The sequence below is a fragment of the Phycisphaeraceae bacterium genome, assembly GCA_040222855.1.
In the GTDB taxonomy this organism is placed as follows: Bacteria; Planctomycetota; Phycisphaerae; order Phycisphaerales; family Phycisphaeraceae; genus Mucisphaera.
Genome location: JAVKCD010000019.1, coordinates 186,993 through 209,085 on the forward strand (window position 1 = coordinate 186,993; position 22,093 = coordinate 209,085).

Consider the following 22,093-nt stretch of genomic DNA (forward strand, 5'->3'; position numbering starts at 1 on the left):
CCGCGGGTGACGGGTCGGGGAGGATCGTGGGATGGGACGTTTGTTGGACCTAGTGTATGGATTGGGGCTGGCGGTGGCGTCGCCCTGGCTGGTGTGGGGCCGGGGGGGCAAGGGTCCGGTGGACTGGGCCGGGAGATTCGGGAAAGGGGCGGTGATTCCGAGGGTAGAAGGCCAACGGCGAGTCCTGATTCATGCGGTAAGTCTCGGGGAGGTGAATCTGATCCGACTGCTGGTGAAGAAGCTCGAGGGGCACGAGTCGGGGCTGGACGTGGTGGTCGCGGCGACGACGAACACGGGTTTTGATCGTGCGGTGAAGCTTTTTGGCGCTGAGCGGGTGTTGCGCTATCCGTTTGATTTCACCTGGGCGGTGGATCGACTGCTGGACCGGGTGCGACCGGAGGTGGTGGTCGCGGTGGAGCTGGAGGTGTGGCCCAACCTCGTTGAGCGGTGTCGCAGGCGAGGGGTCCCGGTGGCCGTGGTAAACGGACGGCTCAGCGACAAGAGCATCAGGGGGTATCGAAGGCTACGGTGGCTGCTGCGAAAGACCTTTGCGCAGCTGGCGGCGGTTGGAGCGCAGACGCAGACCTATGCGGACCGGTTTGTTGAGATGGGGGTGCCAGCGGAAAGAGTGTCGGTTCTCGACACGATGAAGTGGGACACGGCGGAGGTGGCGGAACAGGTCGAGGGGGCGGATGAACTGGCGCAGGAGATCGGCCTTGATCACTCACAGCCCGTCGTCGTACTCGGATCGACTGGCGTGGGTGAAGAGAGGCCGCTGGTCGAGGCGATTCGAGGGGTTGCGGGAGGCGTGCAGATCATGGTCGTCCCGCGCAAGCCCGAGCGGTTTGATGAAGTGGCGAAGGAGCTTGGGGATGTCAGGCGTAGGAGTAAGGGAGAGACCCTTGGCGATGGTGGGGTCTATCTGCTGGACACGCTTGGGGAACTCCGCAGGGCGTATGCGCTGGCGGATGTGGTGGTGGTTGGGCGGAGCTTCAATGGCTGGGGTGGATCGGACCCGATCGAGCCGGTGGCGCTGGGTAAACCGACGATCATCGGGCCGGATCATCAGAACTTTTTAGAGTCGGTAACCGTGTTGCGGGAGGGTGACGGCATCCGGGAGATCGGTTCGGTGGAGGGGGCTGGCGCTGCTGTGGCTAAGTTGCTCGGGGATCCGACAAGAGCTCGTGCGATGGCGGAAGCGGGGCGTGGGGTTATTCTGTCGCGGCAGGGCGCTACCGATCGTTACGTGGCGCTGATCGTGAGCCTATAGCGGAAGAAGTAGTGAGTCATGCCGTCGAGAGGATTACGTCAGGAGCGTTTGGTGCCGGCGCGACGGCTGGTGGTGAAGGTCGGCACGGCGCTGCTGACCAGGCCTGCGGGTCAGGGACCCGGTCTGGACTTGGATTTTATTCGTGAGCTGGCGCAGCAGATCGGGGCGCTGACGAAGAGGGGGTACTGGATCACGCTGGTGTCGAGCGGAGCGGTCGGCGCGGGGTGTGCTGAGCTGGGTCTGGACAAGCGTCCCGACGATGTCGCGGAGTTGCAGGCGGTGGCTGCGGTGGGTCAGAGAAGGTTGATGACGCACCTGCATGATGCGCTGGAGCCTCACGGTCTGCACGTCGGTCAGTTGCTGCTCACCCGGCAGGATTTCGATAATCGGGAGCGATTCCTTAACATCAGGAACTGCGTCACCAAGCTGCACACGATGGGATGCCTGGCGGTTCTTAACGAGAACGACTCGGTGGCGGTCGAGGAGATCCGGTTTGGTGACAATGACCTGCTCGCGGCGCTGACGACCAACGCGCTGGCGGCGGAAGCCTTGATCATTCTGACAACCGTGGACGGGCTGCTGGATGAGACGGGGCAGGTCGTTGATCTGGTTGACGACGTCACGGATCGGATCGGTCTGGTTCGGGCCAGCCGAGGGGGTTGGGGCAGCGGCGGGATGGGGACCAAGCTCGAAGCGGCCCGGTTGGTTACGGAGGCTGGCGAGGTCGCTGTGATTGCACCTGGTAAGCCCAAGAGTTCAACGGATCAGGACGGCGTGCTACTCAGAATCATGGCGGGGGAACAGGTCGGGACATTTTTCCAGCCCGCCGAGCAGCGGATGGATAGCCGAAGTCGATGGATCGGCTTGACCAAGCGCCCCGACGGGACACTGACGGTGGACGCGGGGGCGAGTCGAGCGGTGACCGACGCTGGGAAGAGCCTGCTGGCGAAGGGGATCACCGACGTGACGGGACGTTTTGAGCGTGGCGGGCTGGTGGTGGTCCGCGACCCCCACGGCAGGGAGATCGGGCGGGGGCTGATCAACTACAGCGCAACGGAGACGCGGGCGATCATGGGGCATGACTCGTCCGAGTTTGCCGAGATCCTCAAACAGCCCGGGTTCGCTGAGGTCATCCACCGGGACAATCTGGTGGTGATGTAGATCGGCAGGCGGATTGGGTTTTACCGGCAGGTTGCAGTTTGTCGTCTGGGGAAGTTGATCGCCCGATTGATCCAACCGATACGACCCTCAAGACCCTCTTGAGGATCGTCAACGCATGGCTGGATCACCGAGCACAAGCAGCGACTGGGCGGAACGGGAGTTAAAGCGGCTCGCGCAGCAGGCGGTCACGGGCGACCGCTACGGCGCGATGCTGGGGTTATCGGACTGGCTGATACGGGGCGGAGCGCCGGAGGAAGCGGGCGTGCTGCGGGCGGCTCTTGACGGGCGGCCCGCAGTCAAAGCGCCGGTTATTGATGAGCCAGGCCGGGTCTCGAATGCGGACGTCGATGCGGTCGCTGGTGCGCTTGGGCAGCGGATGGACCTGCTGCCAACGATGGTGCGTGCGCTGGAACTACGTGCCGACGAGGGCTTGGTTGCGCTGATGCTCGCTGTCGGTCGGCGGCTGTGGGGCTCCGTGGTGGTGTCGGAGGATCGGCTGGTTGTTTGTGAAGCGATGGCTCGGCTGTCGATGCTGGCTCAGGACGAGAAGGAAGCGACGCGATGGGCCCACGAGGGGCTGAGGATTGATCCGGCGTCAGCCCGACTTGCGTTGATTGTCGGACGGTGCGCGGACGACCAGCGACACGGCCCCCCTGCCAGGGTGGTGCTGACGCGGGCCGCCCGGGCTTGGCCGGCTTATAGGGACGTGAGGGCGGCTCTGATCCGGCGGCGGGCCGATGATGGCAAGCAGGCCTCGGCTCGGCGGATGCTGGGACGATGGCTTGAACGTGAACCGCGCTCGCCCCTGGCGAGGCGCTTAGCGGAGGAACTGGCAGCGTGATCAGCTCCCGAAGTCAACAGGATCGTGCCGGGCTCGAGCGAGCCATCGAGCGGCTCCGGGCTCAGGCAGTGCAGCACCCAACCCTTGGGCACCAGAGCCTGCTCGCAAGGCTCCTGGTGCGGGCTGAGCGGCTGCGTGAGGCCCATGAGATGTATCAGGCCATCAGCCTCGATGTTGAGGCTCCTGAGTCTCTGGTGGACGAGGCGGCAGTGTGTGCCGAACGACTGGGCGACCTCTCCTCGGCCGAGGCAACACTCAGGACAGCCATCACAACCCGAGAGGACGACGGCGTCAGCCTCGACCTGCGCGTAAGACTCGCCGAGGTGGTGATGGCTCGGGGCGGCTGGGCGGAAGCGGGCCTCATGGCCTGGCAGGTCACGCGAGTGGACACGGATCACGCGGGAGCCTGGGCGGTACTGGCCGCCGTCGGCTGGGTGACGGCGCGGAGCGGGATCGCTCGGGCCGCCGTCGAACGCTTGCGTTCGATCGACCCGCAAGGTGGATCGAATCGGGTTGGAGCGTGCCTGGCACGCGTGGTGCCTTCGGTCATCACAGAGCACGGGGCGGATGGAGAGAAGAGCTATCCGACGATGCGGGTCCGTCGTTGGCGCGAGACGGAAGGGCCTCGGCTGACCTGCGGAGCGTCTTCCGCTGTGGATCGGTTGCTGGTGCATAGCTCAAGGGCTCTGCTGTCCGAGGCGGCCAAGCGCCCGACTCACGCCGACGTGTGGTACCACCTGGCGCAGACGGACCTCGCCCTAGGCGACAAGGCAGGAGCAGTCGACGCCCTGAGCAAGGCGTTGGTGGCGAACCCGGGATACCGGGCGGCGCTGTCAGCCATGCGGGGCATGAACACGACGCGGCAGGCGGCGTAAGCGGTCGCCGAATCCAACAAATCCAAATGTGAGTAGCACTCAAAGCATCCATCACGATGGCGTGGATTCGTCTCAGTCTGCTTCGCGAAGGAGCAGGATTTTGATTTCAACCGTCAGCGGCTTGATCGCGTCGTCGATCATGGGACCCTTCGCCCGCCAGAGGTAGAGGGCACGCTCGATCGGACCATCGTGAATCGGGAGTCCGGAGGTGCGGACCCAGTGAACCTCGGTGGGCTTGCCGTCAAGACCAAAGGTGATGCGAACGATCGGGTTGCGCTGCGGGAGCGTGGTGCGTGCGGCGATGGTGTAGCGAGGGACGACGGTGTCAATGATAAGACCCTCTCGCGCCAGCACCTTGCCTGGCTGCACTTCCAGTTGACCTTTGATCGATGTGGGCGGGACTTCACGAGTGTCCAGAGGGATTGAGGTTGGCCGGTCGGGCCCGGTGATCGCGCCGCCAGCGGGCTGTGGCGTGCTCTCCGGCTGGGGCGGCGTCTGCGGAGACAGTAACTGAGGAATGAGCGGTCCACCCGCGAGGAAGCGCTCGGTCTGGCCCTGCTCTGGCGGGGATTCTCCGGCTTCGGGCGCTTCGCGGGGCTCAGGGCTGGGTGCGCTCTGTGCCTCAGCTAGAGGTTGCTGGGCCGTAGCTCGGGGTGATGGTTGCCCAGGGCTTGGGGCGGTGGGGGTCAACTCGGCTGGAGCCTGATCCTGCGGGTTGGCCGTCGCCTGAACCGCTGGTTGCTGAGTCACCGATCGGCGAGCTTTGAGATCCTGGTAGGTGTCGTATGAAATCCACGCGACACGCGCTGGTGATGGCTCCGTGTCGCCGGGTTCGATGAGATCATCCGGCACTGGTGGCGGGAGAAAGCGTTCGGGCGCTGCGGTCGAGGTGGTGGCGGTTCCTCCAATGAAGATGGCGATGTGCACAACCAGAGACAACCCCAGCGCGAAGAGTGGGGCGAGTGCTTCGGATGATGGGAGTGTATGACGAACCATGCGGGTCACTCGCTCGGGTTGCCAACAACCGCGACATCCTCGACGCCAGCCGCGCGGAGTTGTTCGATGACCTTGATCAGCAGGGGCCCCCGATCAACTGGTGCCTGCATGACCAACCCGCCCTGCTCCTCACGGGTGTCCTCCATCGCGATGTAAACCCGCAGCCCCGGCTCGGCGGCCTGGCGAGAGGTGATCGTCTTGGCCAGTTCAGCGAGGGTGCTGGGCTCACGGTCGACGTACAACTCGCCAGCGTTGTCCAGCGTGATGGCGAGAGAAGGCGGAATCTCTGCGGCGGTCCCCTGCTCGAGGCTCGTGAGTTCAACCGGCAGCAACTCGGCTCGGACCATGACGGTCATCGAGTAAATAAAGAACGTCAACAGCAGAAACACCACATCGATGAGCGGGACAAGCTCGACGCGGGGTGAGAGATCGATGGCGGACGGCAAACGCATCACACCATCGTAGCCCCCCGGGCTGGATTCATGCTCGCGGGTTGCTTCTAAGGGTTTCCCATGCAGCAGCGACCTGCTCGGGCGTGGGCTGATGGGTGATAATCACCTCACCCAGGCGCGTGGGCAGGACAAAACGAAGGCGTCTGTCGGCGACCTTCTTGTCCATCGCCATGACCTTCATCAGGATCGCGGTGATCGGCAGGTCATCGTGCCAAGTGGGGAGCCCGACGGCGGCGATGAGGTCAACAAGCTGATGTTCGAGTGAGGGATGGCAGAGGTTCATCGCGATCGCCATGCGCGTGGCGGCAATCATGCCCAGGGCGACGGCTTCGCCATGCTTGATCTTGCCGTAGGCCGAGCCGGCTTCGATGGCGTGGGCGAAGGTATGGCCGAAGTTGAGGTGGGCGCGGACGCCTGTCTCACGCTCATCTTCCTCCACGACGGCCGCTTTGATCCGGACGTTGCGGGCAACCAGTTCGACAAGGGTTTCCGGGTCGAGCTTGTGGATCTTCTCGACGTTCTCCGAGATCCAGGTGAACAGCTGAGGATCGCGGATGACCCCGTGCTTGATGCACTCGGCCAGACCGGAGCGGAGTTCGCGTTCGGGTAGAGACGAGAGCGTGTTGGTGTCGCAGACGACCAGTCGGGGCTGGTGGAACGAACCGATGAGATTCTTGCCGTGAGTGGTGTTGACGCCTGTCTTTCCGCCGGTCGATGCATCGACCATGGCGAGGAGTGTGGTCGGGCACTGAATGAAGGGAACGCCCCGGAGGTAAGTTGCGGCGACGAACCCCGCCGTATCGCCTGTGATCCCCCCGCCGAGAGCGATGACCGGCGAGCTGCGCTCAAGCCGGTTCCCGAGCAGGACCTCGTAGAGTGAGCGGACGGTGCCGAGGGTCTTTTTTTTCTCCGTGGGCGTCATCACCGCGACCGTGGTCTCGAACCCCGCGTCCTGAAGAGACCGCGCGACGGGCTTACCGATATCAATCTCGACGGCTTCATCGACAATCAAGGCCGCCTGCCGGTGAGGGGCCACCTCGCGGACCAGGTCGCCGAGGCGATCTAGCAAGCCGGGCTCGATCCGGATCGAGTAGCCGTGCTGGACGGGAGGGAGTTGGAGGTTAACGGTCGCCATGAGAGCAGGATAGCGAGCTCAGAGAGGTCGTTGCGGCAGGAGGGTGTTTTATGGCGCACGGACTTACTACCATGCTGGATTCCCTCCAGCGTGACGCGAGATGAGTATGACGACGCCCCAGCCCGTATCCCAGGCTCTCCTGGAAGTTCCCGAGTCGCTGTATGGCGAGGTCGTCCCGATCGTGGACTTCGGATCGCAGTACGTCCAGCTCATCGCCAGAAGGGTCCGCGAGGCTGGGGTTTACTCCGTGCTGGTGAGCCCTGAGACGCCGGTCGAGGAGCTTCGAAGGGTGCGGCCCAAGGGTGTCATCCTCTCGGGAGGCCCATCGAGTGTTTATGACGAGGGCGCTCCGCGCTGCGATCCGGCGTTGTTTGATCTGGGCGTGCCGGTGCTGGGGATCTGCTACGGCATGCAGATCGGAGCCGAACTGCTCGGTGCCAGCGTCACGGCCGCAGAGGCACGAGAGTATGGCCGGGCCAAACTGCATGTCGAAGAAACCGATGGATTGTTCAAGGGAATCCCGCAGGACACAAGCGTGTGGATGAGCCATGGCGACCAGGTCTCATCACTGTCAGAATCATTTATCTCGCTGGCCACGACTCCGACTTGCCCTTACGCCGCGGTTCGGCACCGCGAACGAGACTTCTATGGACTTCAGTTCCACCCTGAGGTCACCCACACGCCGCATGGTGCCGAGATCCTGAGCAACTTTCTCTTCGGTGTCTGCGGGTGCGCGGGCACCTGGCGGATGAGTAACTTTGTCGAGATCGCGATCGAGCGAATCCGTGAGCAGGTCGGAGACGGCCGGGTGATCTGCGGGCTCTCGGGCGGGGTCGATTCCTCGGTCGCTGCGGCACTGCTGGCCAAGGCGATCGGGAAGCAACTGACCTGCGTGTTCGTTGACAACGGCCTGCTGCGCAAAGGCGAGCGAGATTTTGTTGAGACGACGTTCCGCGGTCACTTCGACATTGATCTTCGCGTCGTTCATGCGGGAGAGGAGTTTCTCAGCGATCTTGCTGGCGTCACCGATCCGCAGGAGAAGCGACGCAGGATTGGCCATCGGTTTATCGAGGTCTTCAAGGCGTCCGCTGATCAGATCGAGGGTGTTTCCTATCTCGCACAAGGAACGCTCTACCCCGATGTGATCGAGTCGGGGCACGGTCACTCGGGACAGGCGGCAAACATCAAACTTCACCACAACGTCGGCGGGCTACCCGAGCAGCTTGGCTTCGAGCTGGTTGAACCGTTCCGCCAACTCTTCAAAGACGAGGTCCGGCAACTCGGGGCGCTCCTCGGTCTGCCTGAAACCATGGTCTGGCGACACCCCTTCCCCGGTCCCGGCCTGGCGGTGCGTTGCCTCGGCGAGGTCACGTCCGAACAGCTCAGCATCCTCCAGGAAGCCGATGAGATCCTCCTCGAAGAAATCGTCGCGAACAACCTCTACCGGCAGACCGCGCAGGTCTTTGCGGTGCTGCTGCCCGTGCGCGCCGTGGGCGTCATGGGCGACGGCAGAACCCACGAGCAGGTGATCGCCGTGCGGGCCGTCGAGAGCCAGGACTTCATGACCGCCGACTGGGCGAGAATCCCCTACGACGTCCTCGCAACCATCTCAAACCGGATCATCAACGAGGTCCGAGGCGTCAACCGGGTCGTCTACGACATCTCAAGCAAACCGCCCGCGACGATCGAGTGGGAGTAACGTGCTCGCGCGACTCAGATGAGCATGCAATATCGTACGAAAGGATTCGCCTGATTTTTCGCAGACTCCGGCACGGGCCCGATCGGTAGGCTCTGATCGCGTCTGAGGCTGCTGGGAGGATTACTTCTAAGAAGTGTGTCGCCGATTGGAACTCGGTGATGCTTCACGGCGTACGATGATCTGAACACATGACGATCAAACGCCTCGCCATCCTGTTCCTGGCCCTTGGCCTCAGCACACTCTCCCTGGGTTGCCGGACGACCAGAGTGATCGAGGACTCGCGATTTCTAACCGTGGGAGACATGCCCGCCGAAGTCAGCGTCCCGCTCTTGCAGGATCGCATGTACTACCGTGTGCCGGTGACGATCAATGAACAGGACGCTGGAACCTTTCTTCTCGACACTGGGGCGGCGCTGATCGCTGCGGACCTCGGCGTGGTCCGTCGGCTCGAACTCCCAAGGCGAGGCGGCGGGACTGCAATAGGGATCGCCGGGCGAGAACCGTTTAGTTACCACGATGTCGATTCGCTAGCGGTGGGACCGTTGCTGCTCAACCAGGAACGTGTGGCGGGGCTCAACATGCTCAAGCTCCATCGGCGTCGCCGCTCACGACTCGATGGTCTGGTTGGGTTTCCGGCGCTCGCCGAGGTCCCCTTCGCTCTCGATGGACCTGCCCGAGAACTGACGTTCTATGACCCCGATCACTTCAACGCACCCGATTCCGTCGGATCATTCAGACTGATCCGATTCAGGAACCTCCCGACCGTCGAGGCCACCATCGGAGAGGGTAGACGCATCTGGCTGGTCCTCGACACCGGCGCCGATGAGATGCTCTCCCTGCCCGCAGATGTCCCTAGCTTCTGGCCCGAAGTTCTGGCAACCGAGATTCACGGCCGATCGATGAACCGCGGCGTGGGCGGCGTCATCGCGGGGCGGAAGGGCTGGGTGAGTCGCTTGGAGGTGTTTGGCTACCATTTCAACGACGTGCAAGCTAATTTTGCCCCGCCACCTGATTCATTCAAGCAAGCTCCGGTGCCCGTGGGGCGGATCGGCAACGCATTCCTCAAGCGATTCCGCCTGACCTTCGACCAGCGGAGCGGACGAATGTGGGCGGAGCTGGACCGAACGCAGGTGACTCAGGTGGAACCGACTGAGGCTGCAACGACAGGCGTCTCATCCGGCAATCGATAAAAGACACGGCCTTCTCGTGAGTGAATCTCTGACTGAGGTTGGCCAAACTCACTCAACGCTCCCGCAGCCAAAGCCGTACAGATCAGGCTATCTAAAGCGTCCCCTCCCTGGTCTTCAAGGATGATTCGTTGCTCTTTCGGCGACAAGTCAAGATTGATCTGAGTATGCAGCCAGTTGAAGATTCGCCTTCGCTGCTCAATATGCCCACTCGTCCTGCCCTTGTACGGGGCAAGCGTCAGTTGATCACATGAGGCTGCATGCTTTATCGCTGATGCGGGACACGCTTCGATGAGCGTTGGCTGATCCGGGCGAATGGACATCATGGGAAACACCCTGGCGGCTCGTGCCGTCAGAAGCGGATGAAGCACATGAACGATCGCAGCGTAAGTCTGGCGGTACAGCCGGAGGTTGCCCGGTGCCATAGGCGTTCGTGTCTCGCGATCCGTCTGCCGCTTGGTTTCTCCGAGTTCTTGTCGAAGCGACTCGGGGGCAGGGAAGCGCGATGGAGAGGCTAGGACAGTCTGATTCCATCCAGACGTCATGACAGGCAGCGGCAACGACAGCGGGGCATCAACTGCAACAATGGCGTCATGATTGGATTTAAGGAAATCTACCAGGGCAGGAAAAGTATCCGCGGGCGATGGATCACAAGCCAGTTCCTCACAGGCCGAGCGGACTGATTCAACCGTCAGGCATCGGCTGGCGCCTGACCACCAAGCAACGGTGATCCAGAGACGCTGGCCTGCATCCATAGCCCCGCTGAAATCGATACCGATGCAACGATGTTGTTTGGATCGGCGCATAAAAAAGGCCCTGTCAGCTTTAGGCTGAAAGGGCCCTTAAGTCGGCGATGACCTACTTTCCCGCAGTGGCAGTATCATCGGCGTGACAGGCTTAACTTCCGAGTTCGGGATGGGATCGGGTGTGACCCTGTCACTATGGTCACCGACAAGCGTGGGTCTGAGGTTTCCCTCAGACCCACGGGATAAGCGGATCTGCTGACGATGCACAAGGCGTGTTGTGATACAACGCCGGGGGTTGGGGTCCGGCGAAGCGATGTTCTTGAAACAGGCCATGCCATCACAGACGAGTCACTCCTGTTGAGTGAACTCGGCCGGTGATCGGAATGACTAAGCAATCGACCGTTAGTACTGCTCACCTGAAAGTATCTCTACTCTTACAGCTGCAGCCTATCAACCCGGTGGTCTACCGGGGGTCTCAATGCAATCCTTATCTTGAGGGGGGCTTCCCACTTAGATGCCTTCAGCGGTTATCCCTGCCGCACTTAGCTACCCGGCTATGGCCCTAGCGGGCCAACCGGCGCACCAGGGGTGCGTCCGACCTAATCCTCTCGTACTAAAGTCGAATTCTCTCAAGATTGCTCCGCCCACAGCAGATAGGGACCGACCTGGCTCACGCCGGTCTGAACCCAGCTCGCGTGCCACTTTAATGGGCGAACAGCCCAACCCTTGGGACCGCCTTCAGCCCCAGGATGTGACGAGCCGACATCGAGGTGCCAAACCGCTCCGCCGCTATGGACGCTCGGGAGCGATCAGCCTGTTATCCCCGGAGTACCTTTTATCCGTTGAGCGATAGCCCTTCCACACGGGACTACCGGATCACTAGAGCCCACTTTCGTGACTGCTCGACGAGTATGTCTTGCAGTAAAGCCGGCTTATGCTCTTACACTCGACACACGGTTTCCAACCGTGCTGAGCCGACCTTTGCGCTCCTCCGTTACTTTTTAGGAGGAGACCGCCCCAGTCAAACTGCCCGGCTGACACGGTCCCCCGCCCGGATTCACGGGTCGGGGTTAGGTCAAAAACATGATCAGGGTGGTATTTCAAGGATGGCTCCACCTGGACCGGAATCCAGGCTTCAAAGCCTCCCACCTATCCTACGCAGAACAAGTTCTTGGCCAGTATCAACGTACAGTAAAGGTTCACGGGGTCTTTCCGTCTTGCTGCGGGTACGCGGTATCTTCACCGCTTCTTCTATTTCACCGAGTCGGTTGTTGAGACAGTGCTCCAATGATTACGCCATTCATGCGCGTCGGAACTTACCCGACAAGGAATTTCGCTACCTTAGGACCGTCATAGTTACGGCCGCCATTGACCGGTGCTTAGGTCGTAAGCTTCGCCGAAGCTAACCTACTTCCGTGACATTCCGGCATCGAGCAGGCGTCAGACTGTATACATCCTCTTGCGAGTTAGCACAGTCCTGTGTTTTTGATAAACAGTTCTCAGAGCCTTTTCTCTGCGCCCTTCCCGAAGGTTAGGGCCCCCTTATCGCGAACTTACGGGGTGAATTTGCCTAATTCCTTAACAACCGTTCTCTCGAGCGCCTGAGGCTATTCGCCACGACTACCTGTGTCAGTTTTAGTACGGCCACGTTTTCGTCCACACCGGCTTTTCTTGGGACACATCCAGCCATCATCGGGATCAAGCCCTTAGCCTTGCGGCAACGACCATCTAACGGGTCGCATGACCTTCAGAATCCGTCACGGTGCTTCAACCTACAACGCGGTGCAGGAATATTAACCTGCTGTCCATCGACTACGCCTTTCGGCCTCGCCTTAGGTGCCGACTAACCCTGGGCGGATTTACCTTCCCCAGGAAACCTTAGTCTTTCGGCGTGCAGGATTTTCACCCGCATTATCGTTACTCAAGCCCACATATTCACTTCCGGGCGCTCCACGAGACGTTGCCCGTCTCGCTTCAACGCTGCCTGGAACGCTCCTCTACCGCTACATAAGTAGCCCGCAGCTTCGGTTCATATCTTATTCCCGATCATTATCGGCGCCAGAGTCCTCGACCAGTGAGCTATTACGCACTCTTTAAATGGTGGCTGCTTCTAAGCCAACATCCTGGCTGTCATGGCACCCTGACTTCCTTAAGAACTAAGATATGATTTGGGACCTTAGCTGGCGGTCTGGGTTGTTTCCCTTTTGACCACGGATATTATCACCCGCAGTCTGACTCCCGCGACAAAAGCAGTTGGTATTCGGAGTTTGGAAGGGGTGGGTAGGCGGGTAGCCCCCCATCCCCTGTCAGTAGCTCTACCCCCAACTGCTGTAACGCGAGGCTAGCCCAAAAACTATTTCGAGGAGAACGAGATATCTCCCAGTTTGATTAGACTTTGACTCCTCCCCACAGCTCATCCCATAACTTTTCAACGTTAACGGGTTCGGTCCTCCAGGAGGTGTTACCCTCCCTTCAACCTGGCCATGGGTAGATCACAAGGTTTCGCGTCTAACCCCTACGACTCGACGCCGGTTAAGACTCGCTTTCGCTTCGGCTCCGGTGGTGTACACCTTAACCTTGCCGTAGAGGCTAACTCGTGGGCTCATTATGCAAAAGGCACGCCGTCACTCCCGAAGGAGCTCCGACCGCTTGTAAGCGTGTGGTTTCAGGTACTTTTCACTCCCCTTACGGGGAACTTTTCATCATTCAATCACCCTACTGGTCCACTATCGGTCGTTGAGTAGTATTTAGCCTTGGGGGGTGGACCCCCCATGTTCACGCGGAGTTTCACGAGCTCCACGCTACTCTAGGGCTACCCCACTACGCTGCTACGGGACTGTCACCCTCTTTGGTCGGCCTTTCCAGACCGCTCGCAGTGCTATGGGTTTGTCCGCTTTCGCTCGCCGCTACTTACGGAATCGAGGTTTCTTTCTTTTCCTCTGGTTACTTAGATGTTTCAGTTCACCAGGTTCGCTTCCGCAACCTATTCATTCAGTTACGGATGACCTTTCGGCCGGGTTTCCCCATTCAGAAATCCCAGGATCACAGGTTGGTAGCCACCTTCCCTGGGCTTATCGCAGGCTCCCACGTCTTTCATCGCCTCTCAACGCCAAGACATCCACCACACGCTCTTAGTAGCTTAATCATTCCGACCTCCGGTCGAGCTAATGCCCGCCTTCGGATGATGACCCACCGTGCACGATTGACACACAGTGGACCCCGACCGGCTCAAACATACCGTTACGCCGGGGCTAAGCCTGCTTCAAAACGCATCGCTTACTTTTCTCGGTATCACAAATCAATGCAATACGCAGCAGATCCACTTGTCAAAGAACTCAAAACCCGCCAAAACGGGCCCTCCCACACACGCTGGCGGCAAGCCGCGTCACGCTTGGGGGAGCCGAGTAGATTAGCGTAGTCCACGTGACTGTCAAGTCGGCCAGCCGCCCACAATCCCGCCATCATCGCCCTGGTGGATAGCCGGTGGACTCACTGAGACCCGACCGATAATCGGCAGGCCAAGCGACGCAAGACGCGTTAAACTCCCCGCTTACGACGACCCCAACGCAGGGCCAACAACCCCTGCCAAACCCCCGGTGGGGTGCCAGAGTGGTCGAATGGACCGGTTTTGAAAACCGGCGTACGGTTCGCCGTACCGTGGGTTCGAATCCCACCCCCACCGCTTCCAAGTTCATTTGAATCAAAAACTTAACCACCAAACTGCAGCTCGACCCAGCCCAGAAAAATATCGCCACTTCTGAGTCAACCCAAGGGCGGCGCTCACCAGACCGACCCTCCGCCGCGGTCGGTCCGGCGATGCGCTCGCCCTGGCGGTTGCCGGAAGGGCTCACTCAAACCGCCCCAGTAATGTAAATCCCGATTGTTAGCTGATCATGCAGATCATTCTCAAAGCCTGAGAGTTCACACTTCTGCCACCCGCCCCCGCTCCAAGAGCCCTCTGGGATGGGTTATGCTCCCGCGATGATCGAACGCATCCGTCAACTCCAGGAAAAAGCCATCGAGGACCTTCAGGCAGCCAGCGACGCCCAGGCCCTGGAAGCCTTCCGCATCCGCTATCTCGGCGCCAAGGGTGAGCTAAAAGCCCTCATGGGCCTGATGAAAGACGTGCCCAAGCATCAGAAACGTGATTTTGGTCAGGGTGCCAACGCTCTCAAGCAGACGCTACAGGACGCCTTCGACCAGAAAATCGCCGCTGGCTCATCGCAACGAACCTCCGGCCCCCTTCTCGACATCACCGAACCCGCCTCACCGCCCCGCCGGGGCCGCCAGCACATCATCACCCGCACGGTCTCCGAGCTGGTCGAGATCTTCGGTCGCATGGGCTTCGATTCCGCCACCGGACCCGAGGTCGAGGATGATTACCACAACTTCGTCGCCCTCAACATCCCCGCTGAGCACCCCGCCCGGGAACCGACGGACAACTTCTACCTCACTGTCCCCAGCGACAACACCAACACCCAGGCAGACCCCTCCTTGCTCCGCTCGCAAACCTCGACCGTGCAGATCCGGGTGATGGAAAAAACCCAGCCGCCTATTCGCATCATCTCCCCCGGCCGCGTCTACCGCCCGGACGAACACGACGCCACCCACTACTCAATGTTCCATCAGATCGAAGGTCTCTACGTCGATCGTGGCGTCACGATGGTCGATCTCAAGACCACCCTCGTGCAGTTCGCACACGCCTTCTGGGGCAAAGACGCCGAGATCAAGCTCGTGCCTTCCTACTTCCCCTTCACCGAGCCTTCCGCAGAACTGTATGTCAAGGTCGATCTCGGCAAGGGGCCCATCTGGATGGAGGTCGGCGGCTGCGGCATGGTCGATCCCGCCGTCTTCGAGCACGTCGGCTACGACCCCGAGCAATGGACCGGCTTCGCCTTCGGCCTCGGCATCGAGCGACTCGCCATGCGAAAACACAACATCCCTGACATCCGACTACTCTTCGAGAACGACCTACGATTCCTCCGGCAGTTCTGACCTCAACCACGTACACAACACTCCCACTCAAACAAGGCGGTTCATAACCATGATGATCCTGACAAGGGGCTACGCCCTTCTCTCCATGATGATCCTGCTAACGGTCATCCTGACCGGCTGCGCCAACAGCCCAAGCTCGAAACAACGCGCCAAACACGCAGCCCCCGTCATGCTCGGCATCGACGCCCTCGCCGCCGATGGCTTCTCAGCCCTCAGCGGGATGCGCGTCGGCGTCGTCGTCAACCCAGCCTCAGTCAACGGCGACCTCAAGAGCACCATCGACGTGCTCATCGCCGGACAGATCGAAGGTGACTACCAACTCGTCGCCCTCTACGGACCCGAGCACGGCGTCTGGGGCGATGTCTACGCTGGCGACAAGATCGAAGACCAGACCGATCCCAAAACCGGTTTGCCCGTCTACTCGCTCTACGGCTCCACACGCAAGCCGACTCCCGAGATGCTCGCCGGCATCGACGCCCTGATCTTCGACATGCAGGACATCGGCTCGCGTTCCTATACCTACATCTCGACCATGAGCGAGTGCCTCCTGGCCTGCGCTGAACAAGACAAAACCTTCATCGTGCTCGATCGACCTAATCCCCTAGGCGGTCAACGCATCGAAGGCCCCATGCTCGAACCCGAGTTCCGCTCCTTCATCAGCCACCTCGATATCCCTTACCTCCACGGTATGACCATGGGCGAACTCGCTCTACTCGAACGTAACCGAATCGCACCGGACTACGACAAGCTCAAAGTCATCCGCATGCGCGGGTGGCAACGCGACATGGTCTGGGAAGACACCGGCCTCCGCTGGGTGCCCACCTCACCCCACATCCCCTTCGCCAGCAGCACCTACGCCTACGCCGCCACGGGCGTGATCGGCGAACTCCTGGTCATGTCCAATGGCGTCGGCTACACCCTGCCATTTGAAGTCGTAGGCGACACCGGCGTTGATGCCGATGCCCTCGCCGAACGACTCAACAACTCCCCGCTTGCCATCGATGGAGTCTCCTACCGACCCGCGCGCTACCGACCCTTCTACGCCACCCATCAGGGTGACACTCTTGGCGGGGTCCAGATCTACATCGACCCCAAAGAGGCGGAGTCGCTGTACGAGATCAACTTCCTCGTTCTCGACGCAGTCGATGCCAAAACCCAACTCGAAGAAGGCACCAAACGCCACAGCAGTTTCGATAAAGCCAACGGCACCGATGATGTCCGACTCTGGCTCGAAGAAGGAAAACCCCTCGCTGAACTCTTCGAAAGCTGGCGAGATCAGAGCGAAGCGTTCCGCGATAGCCGCGAAGACTATCTGCTCTACAACTAACCGATCACAACAACTCAGCCGCCATGACAAAGGCCGTCACCCCAAGGTGACGGCCTTTTCTGCACCTCTAAACAAACCAAATCGACTCAGCCGTGCCAGTCCAAACGACGCGCGACATCGTTCCAGTTCACGACCTTCCACCAGTTCTTGATGTAGTCCGCCCGACGGTTCTGATACCGCAGGTAATAGGCGTGCTCCCAGACATCAACAACCAGCACCGGCGTGATCCCCCACGTCGTCAGCTTCTGCTGATTCTCGCCCTGCACAATCACCAACTTCTTGGACATCGCATCGTGGGCAAGGATTCCCCAGCCCGATCCCTCCACACCACCCGCTGCGGCCGCAAAGTGCGCGGTGAACTTGGCATACGACCCAAAATCCTCATCAATCTTGTTCCGCAGGGCACCCTCAGGCTCTCCGCCTCCACCCGCACTCGGCGGGGCCATGTTCGACCAGAAAATCGTGTGCAGCGTATGACCACCGCCGTTGAACGAGACCTTGCGCGACCAGTGCTGAACCATGCTGTAATCGCCCGCATCCCGGGCCTCGGCGAGCTTCTTGAGCGCTGTGTTTAACCCTCTTACGTAGCCCGCGTGATGCAGATCGTGATGCAGCCGCATCGTCTGCTCGTCGATCGCCGCGTCCAACCCGTCATAGGCATAAGGCAGCGCTGGCAGGACATACTCACCCGACCTCGGGTCGTACCCAGGTAGCGCGTGCTCGTGAGCCTCATCGTGGTGGGCACCACGCGCCACACCAGCCGTCGTTGCCACGGCAGCCCCTGCCGCCAGTGCCATCGTTCCTAGCATCTCTCGTCGGTCCATCGGAAACTCCTTCATCTTGCGGTTTCAGTCAGTCACACAACATTGTAAGCCGGGCAAACTGGCAATACGGGGTCATCCGCCCGTCAACGCCGTAAACCCAGTCAAACCCTCACTTAACCAAGCAGAACCGAGTTAAGTGGGTGGAGTTGGTCGGCGTATTGCCCCACGTCCGCAGGTTCCGACAAGTCCACCGGCAGACACACGCCATGGTTGTGATCCGATGCGATCACCAGAATCTTCTTCCCCTCACGGAACCACCCCATCTCCGCCTTCTGATGCCCGAGCAAAAAGCTCGTCACCTCCCACGCGGCCCCCAAATGATCCGCCAGCGTGTCGTCGTGCCGCCGACCCCAGACCAGTTGATGAGCCGACCCGCCCGATCGCAGGTCATCATCCGTCACCGCGCGATGCAGCACGCCAGGGTCAAACTCCCCGAGCCGCTTGGGCCACGGCAGGCTGTGCGCCGCCAGCAACCCGTTGGGCGCTCGAACCGCCAGCAGCATCGCTCGGATGTAGCCGTTCGCCGCCTCGAGCACCGCGTCTCCCGCAGAGGGATACACCATGTGCGCGCCGTCGATAAACGCCTGATTCATGTCGGTCCCGGACTTGGTCACCGCATCACCAAGCATCTGAGCCAGCTCGTGGTTGGACTGAAGCACGTGAACCCGGTCGGGATAACGTGTCACCAGCCGAGCGCACTGCGCCAGCATCCGGATCGACAGGTCCCGCCCATTAACCAGATTCGGCCCATGGATCACCTCGTGCAGCACCAGGTGCCTATCCTCGTGCTGGTCCAGATCGGCGAAGTGCAGGACCCGGGCGAGATTGAGGGTGTTGTCGTGAAGATCGCCTGTAACGATCAGGCGGCCACGGTCGGGCAACTGCACCAGACTGCCATGACGAGAGGGATTCGCCAGCAACCGGTCTCTGGCCTGCTCACAGGCTTCGATCACCGCGTCCGGGTCACGGGTGTCAAAGCCGCCAAGATGATGGTCCAAAACCTCTGCGGGGGTGGGCATCCGGTTAGGATGGGGGAAGCAGCCAGTGCGGGCAAACCCGCGACCTCTCTTTTTCAGGCTGCAATAACCCGGGGACTTAGACGTTATTCAGCCAGGGTTGCTGCATGAGACCTACCCCCGACGCCCAGCCACTGGATCAGATGCTCAAAAGCGCGTCGGCGGGCGATGCGGCGGCCTGGCGGGGTCTGGTCGAAGCCTACTCCCGCCGCGTCTACGGCTTGCTCTTCCAAAAATGTGGCAATGCCGAACTCGCCGAAGAGCTCACTCAGGAGACTTTTGTCAAAGTGGTGACCGCCCTGAACAAACTCGATGGCTATCGCGAGCAAGGCCGTTTCGAGCCCTGGCTGTTCCGCATTGCCACCAACAGCCTGCGCGACGAGATGCGTCGGAGAAAACGTCAGGCGGTCGGCCGCGGGCAAACCGCTGAGCACCTCGACCGTGAAGACCCCATGACCGCCCTGCCCGACCAACAGAGCGATGACCCTCTCGACAGGATGACCCACGATGAACAGCTCGAATCGATGAAACAATGCCTTGACCGCCTCAGCGAGGCCGACCGCGAGGTCCTCTACCTCCGCCACACCGCTGGCCTGAGCTTCGCCCAGATCGCCGAGACTCTCGAAAAGCCTCTTGGCACCGTACTCGCTCGGGCGCACCGTGCGCTCGGCAAACTCCGCAAGATGATGACCGACAGCCCCAACGAAATGGACGCGGCATGAACCCGCTGCAAACCCCTAACGATCCCAAACTCGAAGCATTGCTCGATGAGTCGCTCAAGCCCATCGACCTGCCCGATGGCCTGACCGAACGGATCCTCGCTCAGACCACACCCCTGCTTGAGGAACCCGAAGTCGTTGGACGCATCCGCCCCGGTCTCGCGTGGTGGCGTGTCGCCCGCTTCGCCGCACTGATCACGCTGGTCGCTGGCGTCGGCTGGGCCGTCTTCACCACGCAGAACCAGAGCGTGTCAACAAGCAAGCAGACTCAAGTCGCGACAGCCCCGACTGAGGATGTCATCACCGATGACGCGTTCGCTCAGGTCAGCTTCGAGAGCGGGTTTGTCGATCAGGCACTCGACAACCGGATCAATACCCTGCGGACGCAGATCGAACTCGCCCGCGCCTGGCGGGATGACGTGGCCGCAGGCGGCAACGCCGAATCCGCCGTCCTGCAGGCCGAGTGGCAGGTGCTGGTGGACGACACCAGCCGCTGGTTCTAAAAGTAGATCATGGCTCCAGCCTTGAGGAACAACATCATGACCCCGCCCGTCCGCACAACCCTCCGCACCGGTGCCTGGCTGCTGGCTGCGCTGCTGTTCATGATGCCAGCGACCGAAACCTTCGCTCAGGATCGCCGAGAGAGTCCGCCACCACCGCGCGAGCGCGACGATCGCCAACGCCACAACCGTCCGGAGGGCGGCGATGGGCCGCAACACATGGGCCCGTTCGGCATGGAGCGTCCTGGCCCCTGGGGACGCGATCCCGAGCAGGTCCGCGAAGACGCCGAGGCCGCCCTGGAGATCATGCGCGAGATGGAGCCCGAGATCGCCGCCCGGCTCGAACGCATGATCGAGCAGAATCCCGAACGCATGCTCATGATGCTCAATGATCGCTTCCCCCGACTCCGCGCCATGCTGGACCTACGCAAGCTCAACCCCGAGATGTTCGACCTGCGGATCCGCGATTTCCGCTACACGTCGCAGAGCCGGAAACTCGCCTGGAAGATCCGCCAGCTCGAACACGAGGATGCCCAGCCTCTCGAAATCGAGCAAGCCGAGGCCGACCTGCGCGATCTGGTCATCGACCACTTCGAGGTCAGACAGCAGATCCGCGAGAAGGAGCTGGAGCAGCTCGAAGCCGAACTCGAACGGCTGACCGCTGAGGTCGAGACGTTGCGAAATGAGATTCAGGATCGCTCTGCGGATCAATCGACGGTGATTGATGCCCGGGTTGATGAGCTGCTGGAACGTGACCGCGTCGAGTTCTGATTCAGCGTGCCTCTGCGAACCCGCTGAGGACGGCATCCGCTGACTTCAACGGGTCGGGCAGCCCTGCCGCCTGGAACGACTCGCTGCGTTTCCGGCACCCTTCGCAGGCCGAGCAGGGTGTGCGCCCGCGGCGGAGGCACGACCACGCCAGCGTCCAGTCCACTTTCAGGTGCTCGCCGAGCCGGATCACCTGCACCGGCGTCAACTCACTCAGAGGGGTCTCGATCGCCGGCGGCTTGGGAGCCTCCAGCCGGCTGAGGCCATCAATCAGCAGCGTCGTGGAAGTCACACGCACCGATCGCTCGACATCCGCGGCGTGAGCCACCGGCCAGATCACGCGATCGGCGTCGTGCCCGAGGGCATGGCCCGCCGCCGCGAGGAGCAACTGGGACCAGCGAAGCGGCGCATCGGGATAGCGAGAGCCATCCAGACCCACCGCCTTGGCCACGAGGTGCTGAGCTTCAACACGATGCACCCGGGCATCGATGAGCGACTGGGCCTGAGCCTTGGCGTAGCGCAGCCTCAGCCCGGCGTTCTCGCGGCCATCGTCGATGTGCAGCAGCGTCAGCCGGAGCGAAGACGGGGAGGCGTTCTTCTGGGCCAGCGCCCCTGCGACGAGGGAGGCGAGCCCGCCGCCGGACAGGATGACCGCGTGAGGTCGGTTCATATCGGGTTTATCGGACGGCTCCCGTGTCCGAGCGGCATAAATCCCGCGTGCCCGCCTCGGCGGAGGGCGTTAGGATGCCAAATCTGGCCATGATGGCCGGTATTGGAGGCTTTTGATGGCAGTTGTCGTGCTGGAACATCACCCGCTGGAGACTGCGGGGCGTCTGGGGCAGATTCTCAGGGACCACGGGCACCGGCTCCGGGTCATCCCCCTGCACGCCAACGCCGCCCTGCCCGAAGACCTGGACGACATCGATGGCGTCATCTCGATGGGCGGGCCCATGGGTCTGGCTGAGAAGAGCGAGCACGCGTGGATCGAGCCGGAGATGGCGTTTCTAAAGCAGGCCCACGAGGCTGGGCTGCCGGTCACGGGTATCTGTCTGGGGGCCCAGCTCATCGCCGCGGCGCTGGGGGGCGAGGTCGCACCTATGGAGAAGGCCGAGATCGGCTGGGGTCGGACTGAGTTATCGTTCTTCGGGACTGTGGACCCGGTTCTGACCGGGATGCCTTGGAAGAGCGTGCAGTTTCATGCGCACGGGGATCAGATCACGCGCTGCCCGCCTGGCGGGACGCCGATCCCGCTTATCTCGACGCCAGCGTGCAAGGCTCAGGCGTTCAGGGTGGGGATGACGACGTATGGGTTCCAGTTCCACTTTGAGTGGGACCGGGCGCAGATGGACGCGTTCCTGGCTGAGTTTGCGGACTGGGTTCGGGCGTCTGGGTTTGATGTCGATCGGGTCCATTCCGAGGCCGAGAGCGAGTACGCGATGTACCGGCATCTGGGCGATCGGCTGTGCAACAACCTAGCAACGCTGGTGTACCCGGTGGATAAGAGACGCTCCGCCTGAGCGTTACAGCGGTCGCCGGGTCCGGGCGATTGAGGTCCGGGGTGATAAAAACATAAGTCGTTATG

General features: G+C 61.4%; 19 protein-coding genes, 1 tRNA gene and 2 rRNA genes. 13 read left to right on the plus strand and 9 right to left on the minus strand.

Going from position 1 to position 22,093, the window contains the following annotated elements; translation table 11 throughout:
• Positions 1-31 precede the first annotated feature (31 nt).
• The 4 genes from RIG82_06000 to RIG82_06015 all read left to right on the plus strand — a co-directional run bounded on the left by RIG82_06000 (position 32) and on the right by RIG82_06015 (position 4,147).
• Positions 32-1,270 carry a glycosyltransferase N-terminal domain-containing protein gene (locus RIG82_06000; protein MEQ9460486.1) on the plus strand — a complete coding sequence of 413 codons (1,239 nt, stop codon included), beginning with the start codon at positions 32-34 and terminating at the stop codon, positions 1,268-1,270.
• Between the two features lie 18 nt (positions 1,271-1,288).
• Positions 1,289-2,431 carry a glutamate 5-kinase gene (gene proB, locus RIG82_06005; protein ID MEQ9460487.1) on the plus strand — a complete coding sequence of 381 codons (1,143 nt, stop codon included), beginning with the start codon at positions 1,289-1,291 and terminating at the stop codon, positions 2,429-2,431.
• A gap of 115 nt (positions 2,432-2,546) precedes the next feature.
• The gene (locus RIG82_06010) at positions 2,547-3,272 is read left to right on the plus strand and encodes a hypothetical protein (protein ID MEQ9460488.1); all 726 of its coding nucleotides are present in this window, start codon (positions 2,547-2,549) and stop codon (positions 3,270-3,272) included.
• The gene (locus RIG82_06015) at positions 3,269-4,147 is read left to right on the plus strand and encodes a hypothetical protein (GenBank protein MEQ9460489.1); all 879 of its coding nucleotides are present in this window, start codon (positions 3,269-3,271) and stop codon (positions 4,145-4,147) included. Before RIG82_06010 ends, RIG82_06015 begins: the two co-directional genes overlap by 4 nt.
• A gap of 72 nt (positions 4,148-4,219) precedes the next feature.
• Here RIG82_06015 and RIG82_06020 read toward each other — a convergent pair whose 3' ends face one another.
• From RIG82_06020 to aroB, 3 genes are read right to left on the minus strand one after another with little or no spacing between them, the layout of a single operon-like run.
• Positions 4,220-5,143: a hypothetical protein gene (locus RIG82_06020; GenBank protein MEQ9460490.1), complete on the minus strand. Its 924-nt coding sequence runs from the start codon at positions 5,141-5,143 to the stop codon at positions 4,220-4,222.
• Between the two features lie 5 nt (positions 5,144-5,148).
• Positions 5,149-5,595 (minus strand): biopolymer transporter ExbD, encoded by a 447-nt coding sequence (locus tag RIG82_06025; GenBank protein ID MEQ9460491.1) that lies wholly within the window; start codon positions 5,593-5,595, stop codon positions 5,149-5,151.
• A 28-nt stretch (positions 5,596-5,623) separates the two neighbouring features.
• Positions 5,624-6,730, minus strand: coding sequence for a 3-dehydroquinate synthase (gene aroB / locus RIG82_06030; protein MEQ9460492.1), 1,107 nt, complete (start codon positions 6,728-6,730; stop codon positions 5,624-5,626).
• A 100-nt stretch (positions 6,731-6,830) separates the two neighbouring features.
• Here aroB and guaA point away from each other — a divergent pair, with 100 nt between their 5' ends.
• Positions 6,831-8,429, plus strand: coding sequence for a glutamine-hydrolyzing GMP synthase (gene guaA, locus RIG82_06035; protein ID MEQ9460493.1), 1,599 nt, complete (start codon positions 6,831-6,833; stop codon positions 8,427-8,429).
• Positions 8,430-8,617: 188 nt separating this feature from the next.
• Positions 8,618-9,619 carry an aspartyl protease family protein gene (locus RIG82_06040; GenBank protein MEQ9460494.1) on the plus strand — a complete coding sequence of 334 codons (1,002 nt, stop codon included), beginning with the start codon at positions 8,618-8,620 and terminating at the stop codon, positions 9,617-9,619.
• Here RIG82_06040 and RIG82_06045 read toward each other — a convergent pair.
• From RIG82_06045 to RIG82_06055, 3 genes are all read right to left on the minus strand, one after another.
• The gene (locus RIG82_06045) at positions 9,565-10,422 is read right to left on the minus strand and encodes a DUF429 domain-containing protein (GenBank protein MEQ9460495.1); all 858 of its coding nucleotides are present in this window, start codon (positions 10,420-10,422) and stop codon (positions 9,565-9,567) included. The two genes, RIG82_06040 and RIG82_06045, sit on opposite strands and share 55 nt — an antisense overlap.
• 39 nt (positions 10,423-10,461) lie before the next feature.
• Positions 10,462-10,569, minus strand: a 5S ribosomal RNA gene (rrf, locus tag RIG82_06050).
• A 176-nt stretch (positions 10,570-10,745) separates the two neighbouring features.
• Positions 10,746-13,507 (minus strand): 23S ribosomal RNA (locus RIG82_06055).
• Between the two features lie 450 nt (positions 13,508-13,957).
• Here RIG82_06055 and RIG82_06060 point away from each other — a divergent pair.
• The 3 genes from RIG82_06060 (at position 13,958) to RIG82_06070 (ending at position 16,684) form a co-directional block, all read left to right on the plus strand.
• Positions 13,958-14,044: transfer RNA gene (locus RIG82_06060), tRNA-Ser, on the plus strand.
• Between the two features lie 299 nt (positions 14,045-14,343).
• Positions 14,344-15,357 (plus strand): phenylalanine--tRNA ligase subunit alpha, encoded by a 1,014-nt coding sequence (gene pheS / locus RIG82_06065; protein MEQ9460496.1) that lies wholly within the window; start codon positions 14,344-14,346, stop codon positions 15,355-15,357.
• A 49-nt stretch (positions 15,358-15,406) separates the two neighbouring features.
• Positions 15,407-16,684 (plus strand): DUF1343 domain-containing protein, encoded by a 1,278-nt coding sequence (locus RIG82_06070; GenBank protein ID MEQ9460497.1) that lies wholly within the window; start codon positions 15,407-15,409, stop codon positions 16,682-16,684.
• A gap of 86 nt (positions 16,685-16,770) precedes the next feature.
• Here RIG82_06070 and RIG82_06075 read toward each other — a convergent pair whose 3' ends face one another.
• Positions 16,771-17,508, minus strand: coding sequence for a superoxide dismutase (locus RIG82_06075; GenBank protein ID MEQ9460498.1), 738 nt, complete (start codon positions 17,506-17,508; stop codon positions 16,771-16,773).
• Between the two features lie 113 nt (positions 17,509-17,621).
• Positions 17,622-18,527, minus strand: a complete 906-nt coding sequence (locus tag RIG82_06080; protein ID MEQ9460499.1) for a hypothetical protein — start codon at positions 18,525-18,527, stop codon at positions 17,622-17,624.
• A gap of 104 nt (positions 18,528-18,631) precedes the next feature.
• Here RIG82_06080 and RIG82_06085 point away from each other — a divergent pair, with 104 nt between their 5' ends.
• From RIG82_06085 to RIG82_06095, 3 genes are read left to right on the plus strand one after another with little or no spacing between them, the layout of a single operon-like run.
• Positions 18,632-19,246 (plus strand): RNA polymerase sigma factor, encoded by a 615-nt coding sequence (locus RIG82_06085; protein MEQ9460500.1) that lies wholly within the window; start codon positions 18,632-18,634, stop codon positions 19,244-19,246.
• Entirely contained in the window at positions 19,243-19,746 is a 504-nt protein-coding gene (locus RIG82_06090) for a hypothetical protein (protein MEQ9460501.1), read from the plus strand. Before RIG82_06085 ends, RIG82_06090 begins: the two co-directional genes overlap by 4 nt.
• A 36-nt stretch (positions 19,747-19,782) precedes the next feature.
• On the plus strand, positions 19,783-20,514 hold the full coding sequence (locus RIG82_06095; protein MEQ9460502.1) for a hypothetical protein: 732 nt from the start codon (positions 19,783-19,785) through the stop codon (positions 20,512-20,514).
• A gap of 1 nt (position 20,515) precedes the next feature.
• Here the strand turns inward: RIG82_06095 and RIG82_06100 are convergent, their stop codons facing one another.
• Positions 20,516-21,181 carry a 7-cyano-7-deazaguanine synthase gene (locus RIG82_06100; protein MEQ9460503.1) on the minus strand — a complete coding sequence of 222 codons (666 nt, stop codon included), beginning with the start codon at positions 21,179-21,181 and terminating at the stop codon, positions 20,516-20,518.
• A 115-nt stretch (positions 21,182-21,296) separates the two neighbouring features.
• Here RIG82_06100 and RIG82_06105 point away from each other — a divergent pair, with 115 nt between their 5' ends.
• On the plus strand, positions 21,297-22,028 hold the full coding sequence (locus tag RIG82_06105; GenBank protein MEQ9460504.1) for a type 1 glutamine amidotransferase: 732 nt from the start codon (positions 21,297-21,299) through the stop codon (positions 22,026-22,028).
• The last annotated feature ends 65 nt before the right edge of the window (positions 22,029-22,093 follow it).

Coding starts and splice junctions, on each gene's coding strand:
- RIG82_06000 (MEQ9460486.1), top strand. CDS start 32: ATGGGACGTTTGTTGGACCTAGTGTATGGATTGGGGCTGGCGGTGGCG.
- proB (MEQ9460487.1), top strand. CDS start 1,289: ATGCCGTCGAGAGGATTACGTCAGGAGCGTTTGGTGCCGGCGCGACGG.
- RIG82_06010 (MEQ9460488.1), top strand. CDS start 2,547: ATGGCTGGATCACCGAGCACAAGCAGCGACTGGGCGGAACGGGAGTTA.
- RIG82_06020 (MEQ9460490.1), bottom strand. CDS start 5,143: ATGGTTCGTCATACACTCCCATCATCCGAAGCACTCGCCCCACTCTTC.
- RIG82_06025 (MEQ9460491.1), bottom strand. CDS start 5,595: ATGCGTTTGCCGTCCGCCATCGATCTCTCACCCCGCGTCGAGCTTGTC.
- aroB (MEQ9460492.1), bottom strand. CDS start 6,730: ATGGCGACCGTTAACCTCCAACTCCCTCCCGTCCAGCACGGCTACTCG.
- guaA (MEQ9460493.1), top strand. CDS start 6,831: ATGAGTATGACGACGCCCCAGCCCGTATCCCAGGCTCTCCTGGAAGTT.
- RIG82_06040 (MEQ9460494.1), top strand. CDS start 8,618: ATGACGATCAAACGCCTCGCCATCCTGTTCCTGGCCCTTGGCCTCAGC.
- RIG82_06045 (MEQ9460495.1), bottom strand. CDS start 10,422: ATGCGCCGATCCAAACAACATCGTTGCATCGGTATCGATTTCAGCGGG.
- pheS (MEQ9460496.1), top strand. CDS start 14,344: ATGATCGAACGCATCCGTCAACTCCAGGAAAAAGCCATCGAGGACCTT.
- RIG82_06070 (MEQ9460497.1), top strand. CDS start 15,407: ATGATGATCCTGACAAGGGGCTACGCCCTTCTCTCCATGATGATCCTG.
- RIG82_06075 (MEQ9460498.1), bottom strand. CDS start 17,508: ATGGACCGACGAGAGATGCTAGGAACGATGGCACTGGCGGCAGGGGCT.
- RIG82_06080 (MEQ9460499.1), bottom strand. CDS start 18,527: ATGCCCACCCCCGCAGAGGTTTTGGACCATCATCTTGGCGGCTTTGAC.
- RIG82_06085 (MEQ9460500.1), top strand. CDS start 18,632: ATGAGACCTACCCCCGACGCCCAGCCACTGGATCAGATGCTCAAAAGC.
- RIG82_06090 (MEQ9460501.1), top strand. CDS start 19,243: ATGAACCCGCTGCAAACCCCTAACGATCCCAAACTCGAAGCATTGCTC.
- RIG82_06095 (MEQ9460502.1), top strand. CDS start 19,783: ATGACCCCGCCCGTCCGCACAACCCTCCGCACCGGTGCCTGGCTGCTG.
- RIG82_06100 (MEQ9460503.1), bottom strand. CDS start 21,181: ATGAACCGACCTCACGCGGTCATCCTGTCCGGCGGCGGGCTCGCCTCC.
- RIG82_06105 (MEQ9460504.1), top strand. CDS start 21,297: ATGGCAGTTGTCGTGCTGGAACATCACCCGCTGGAGACTGCGGGGCGT.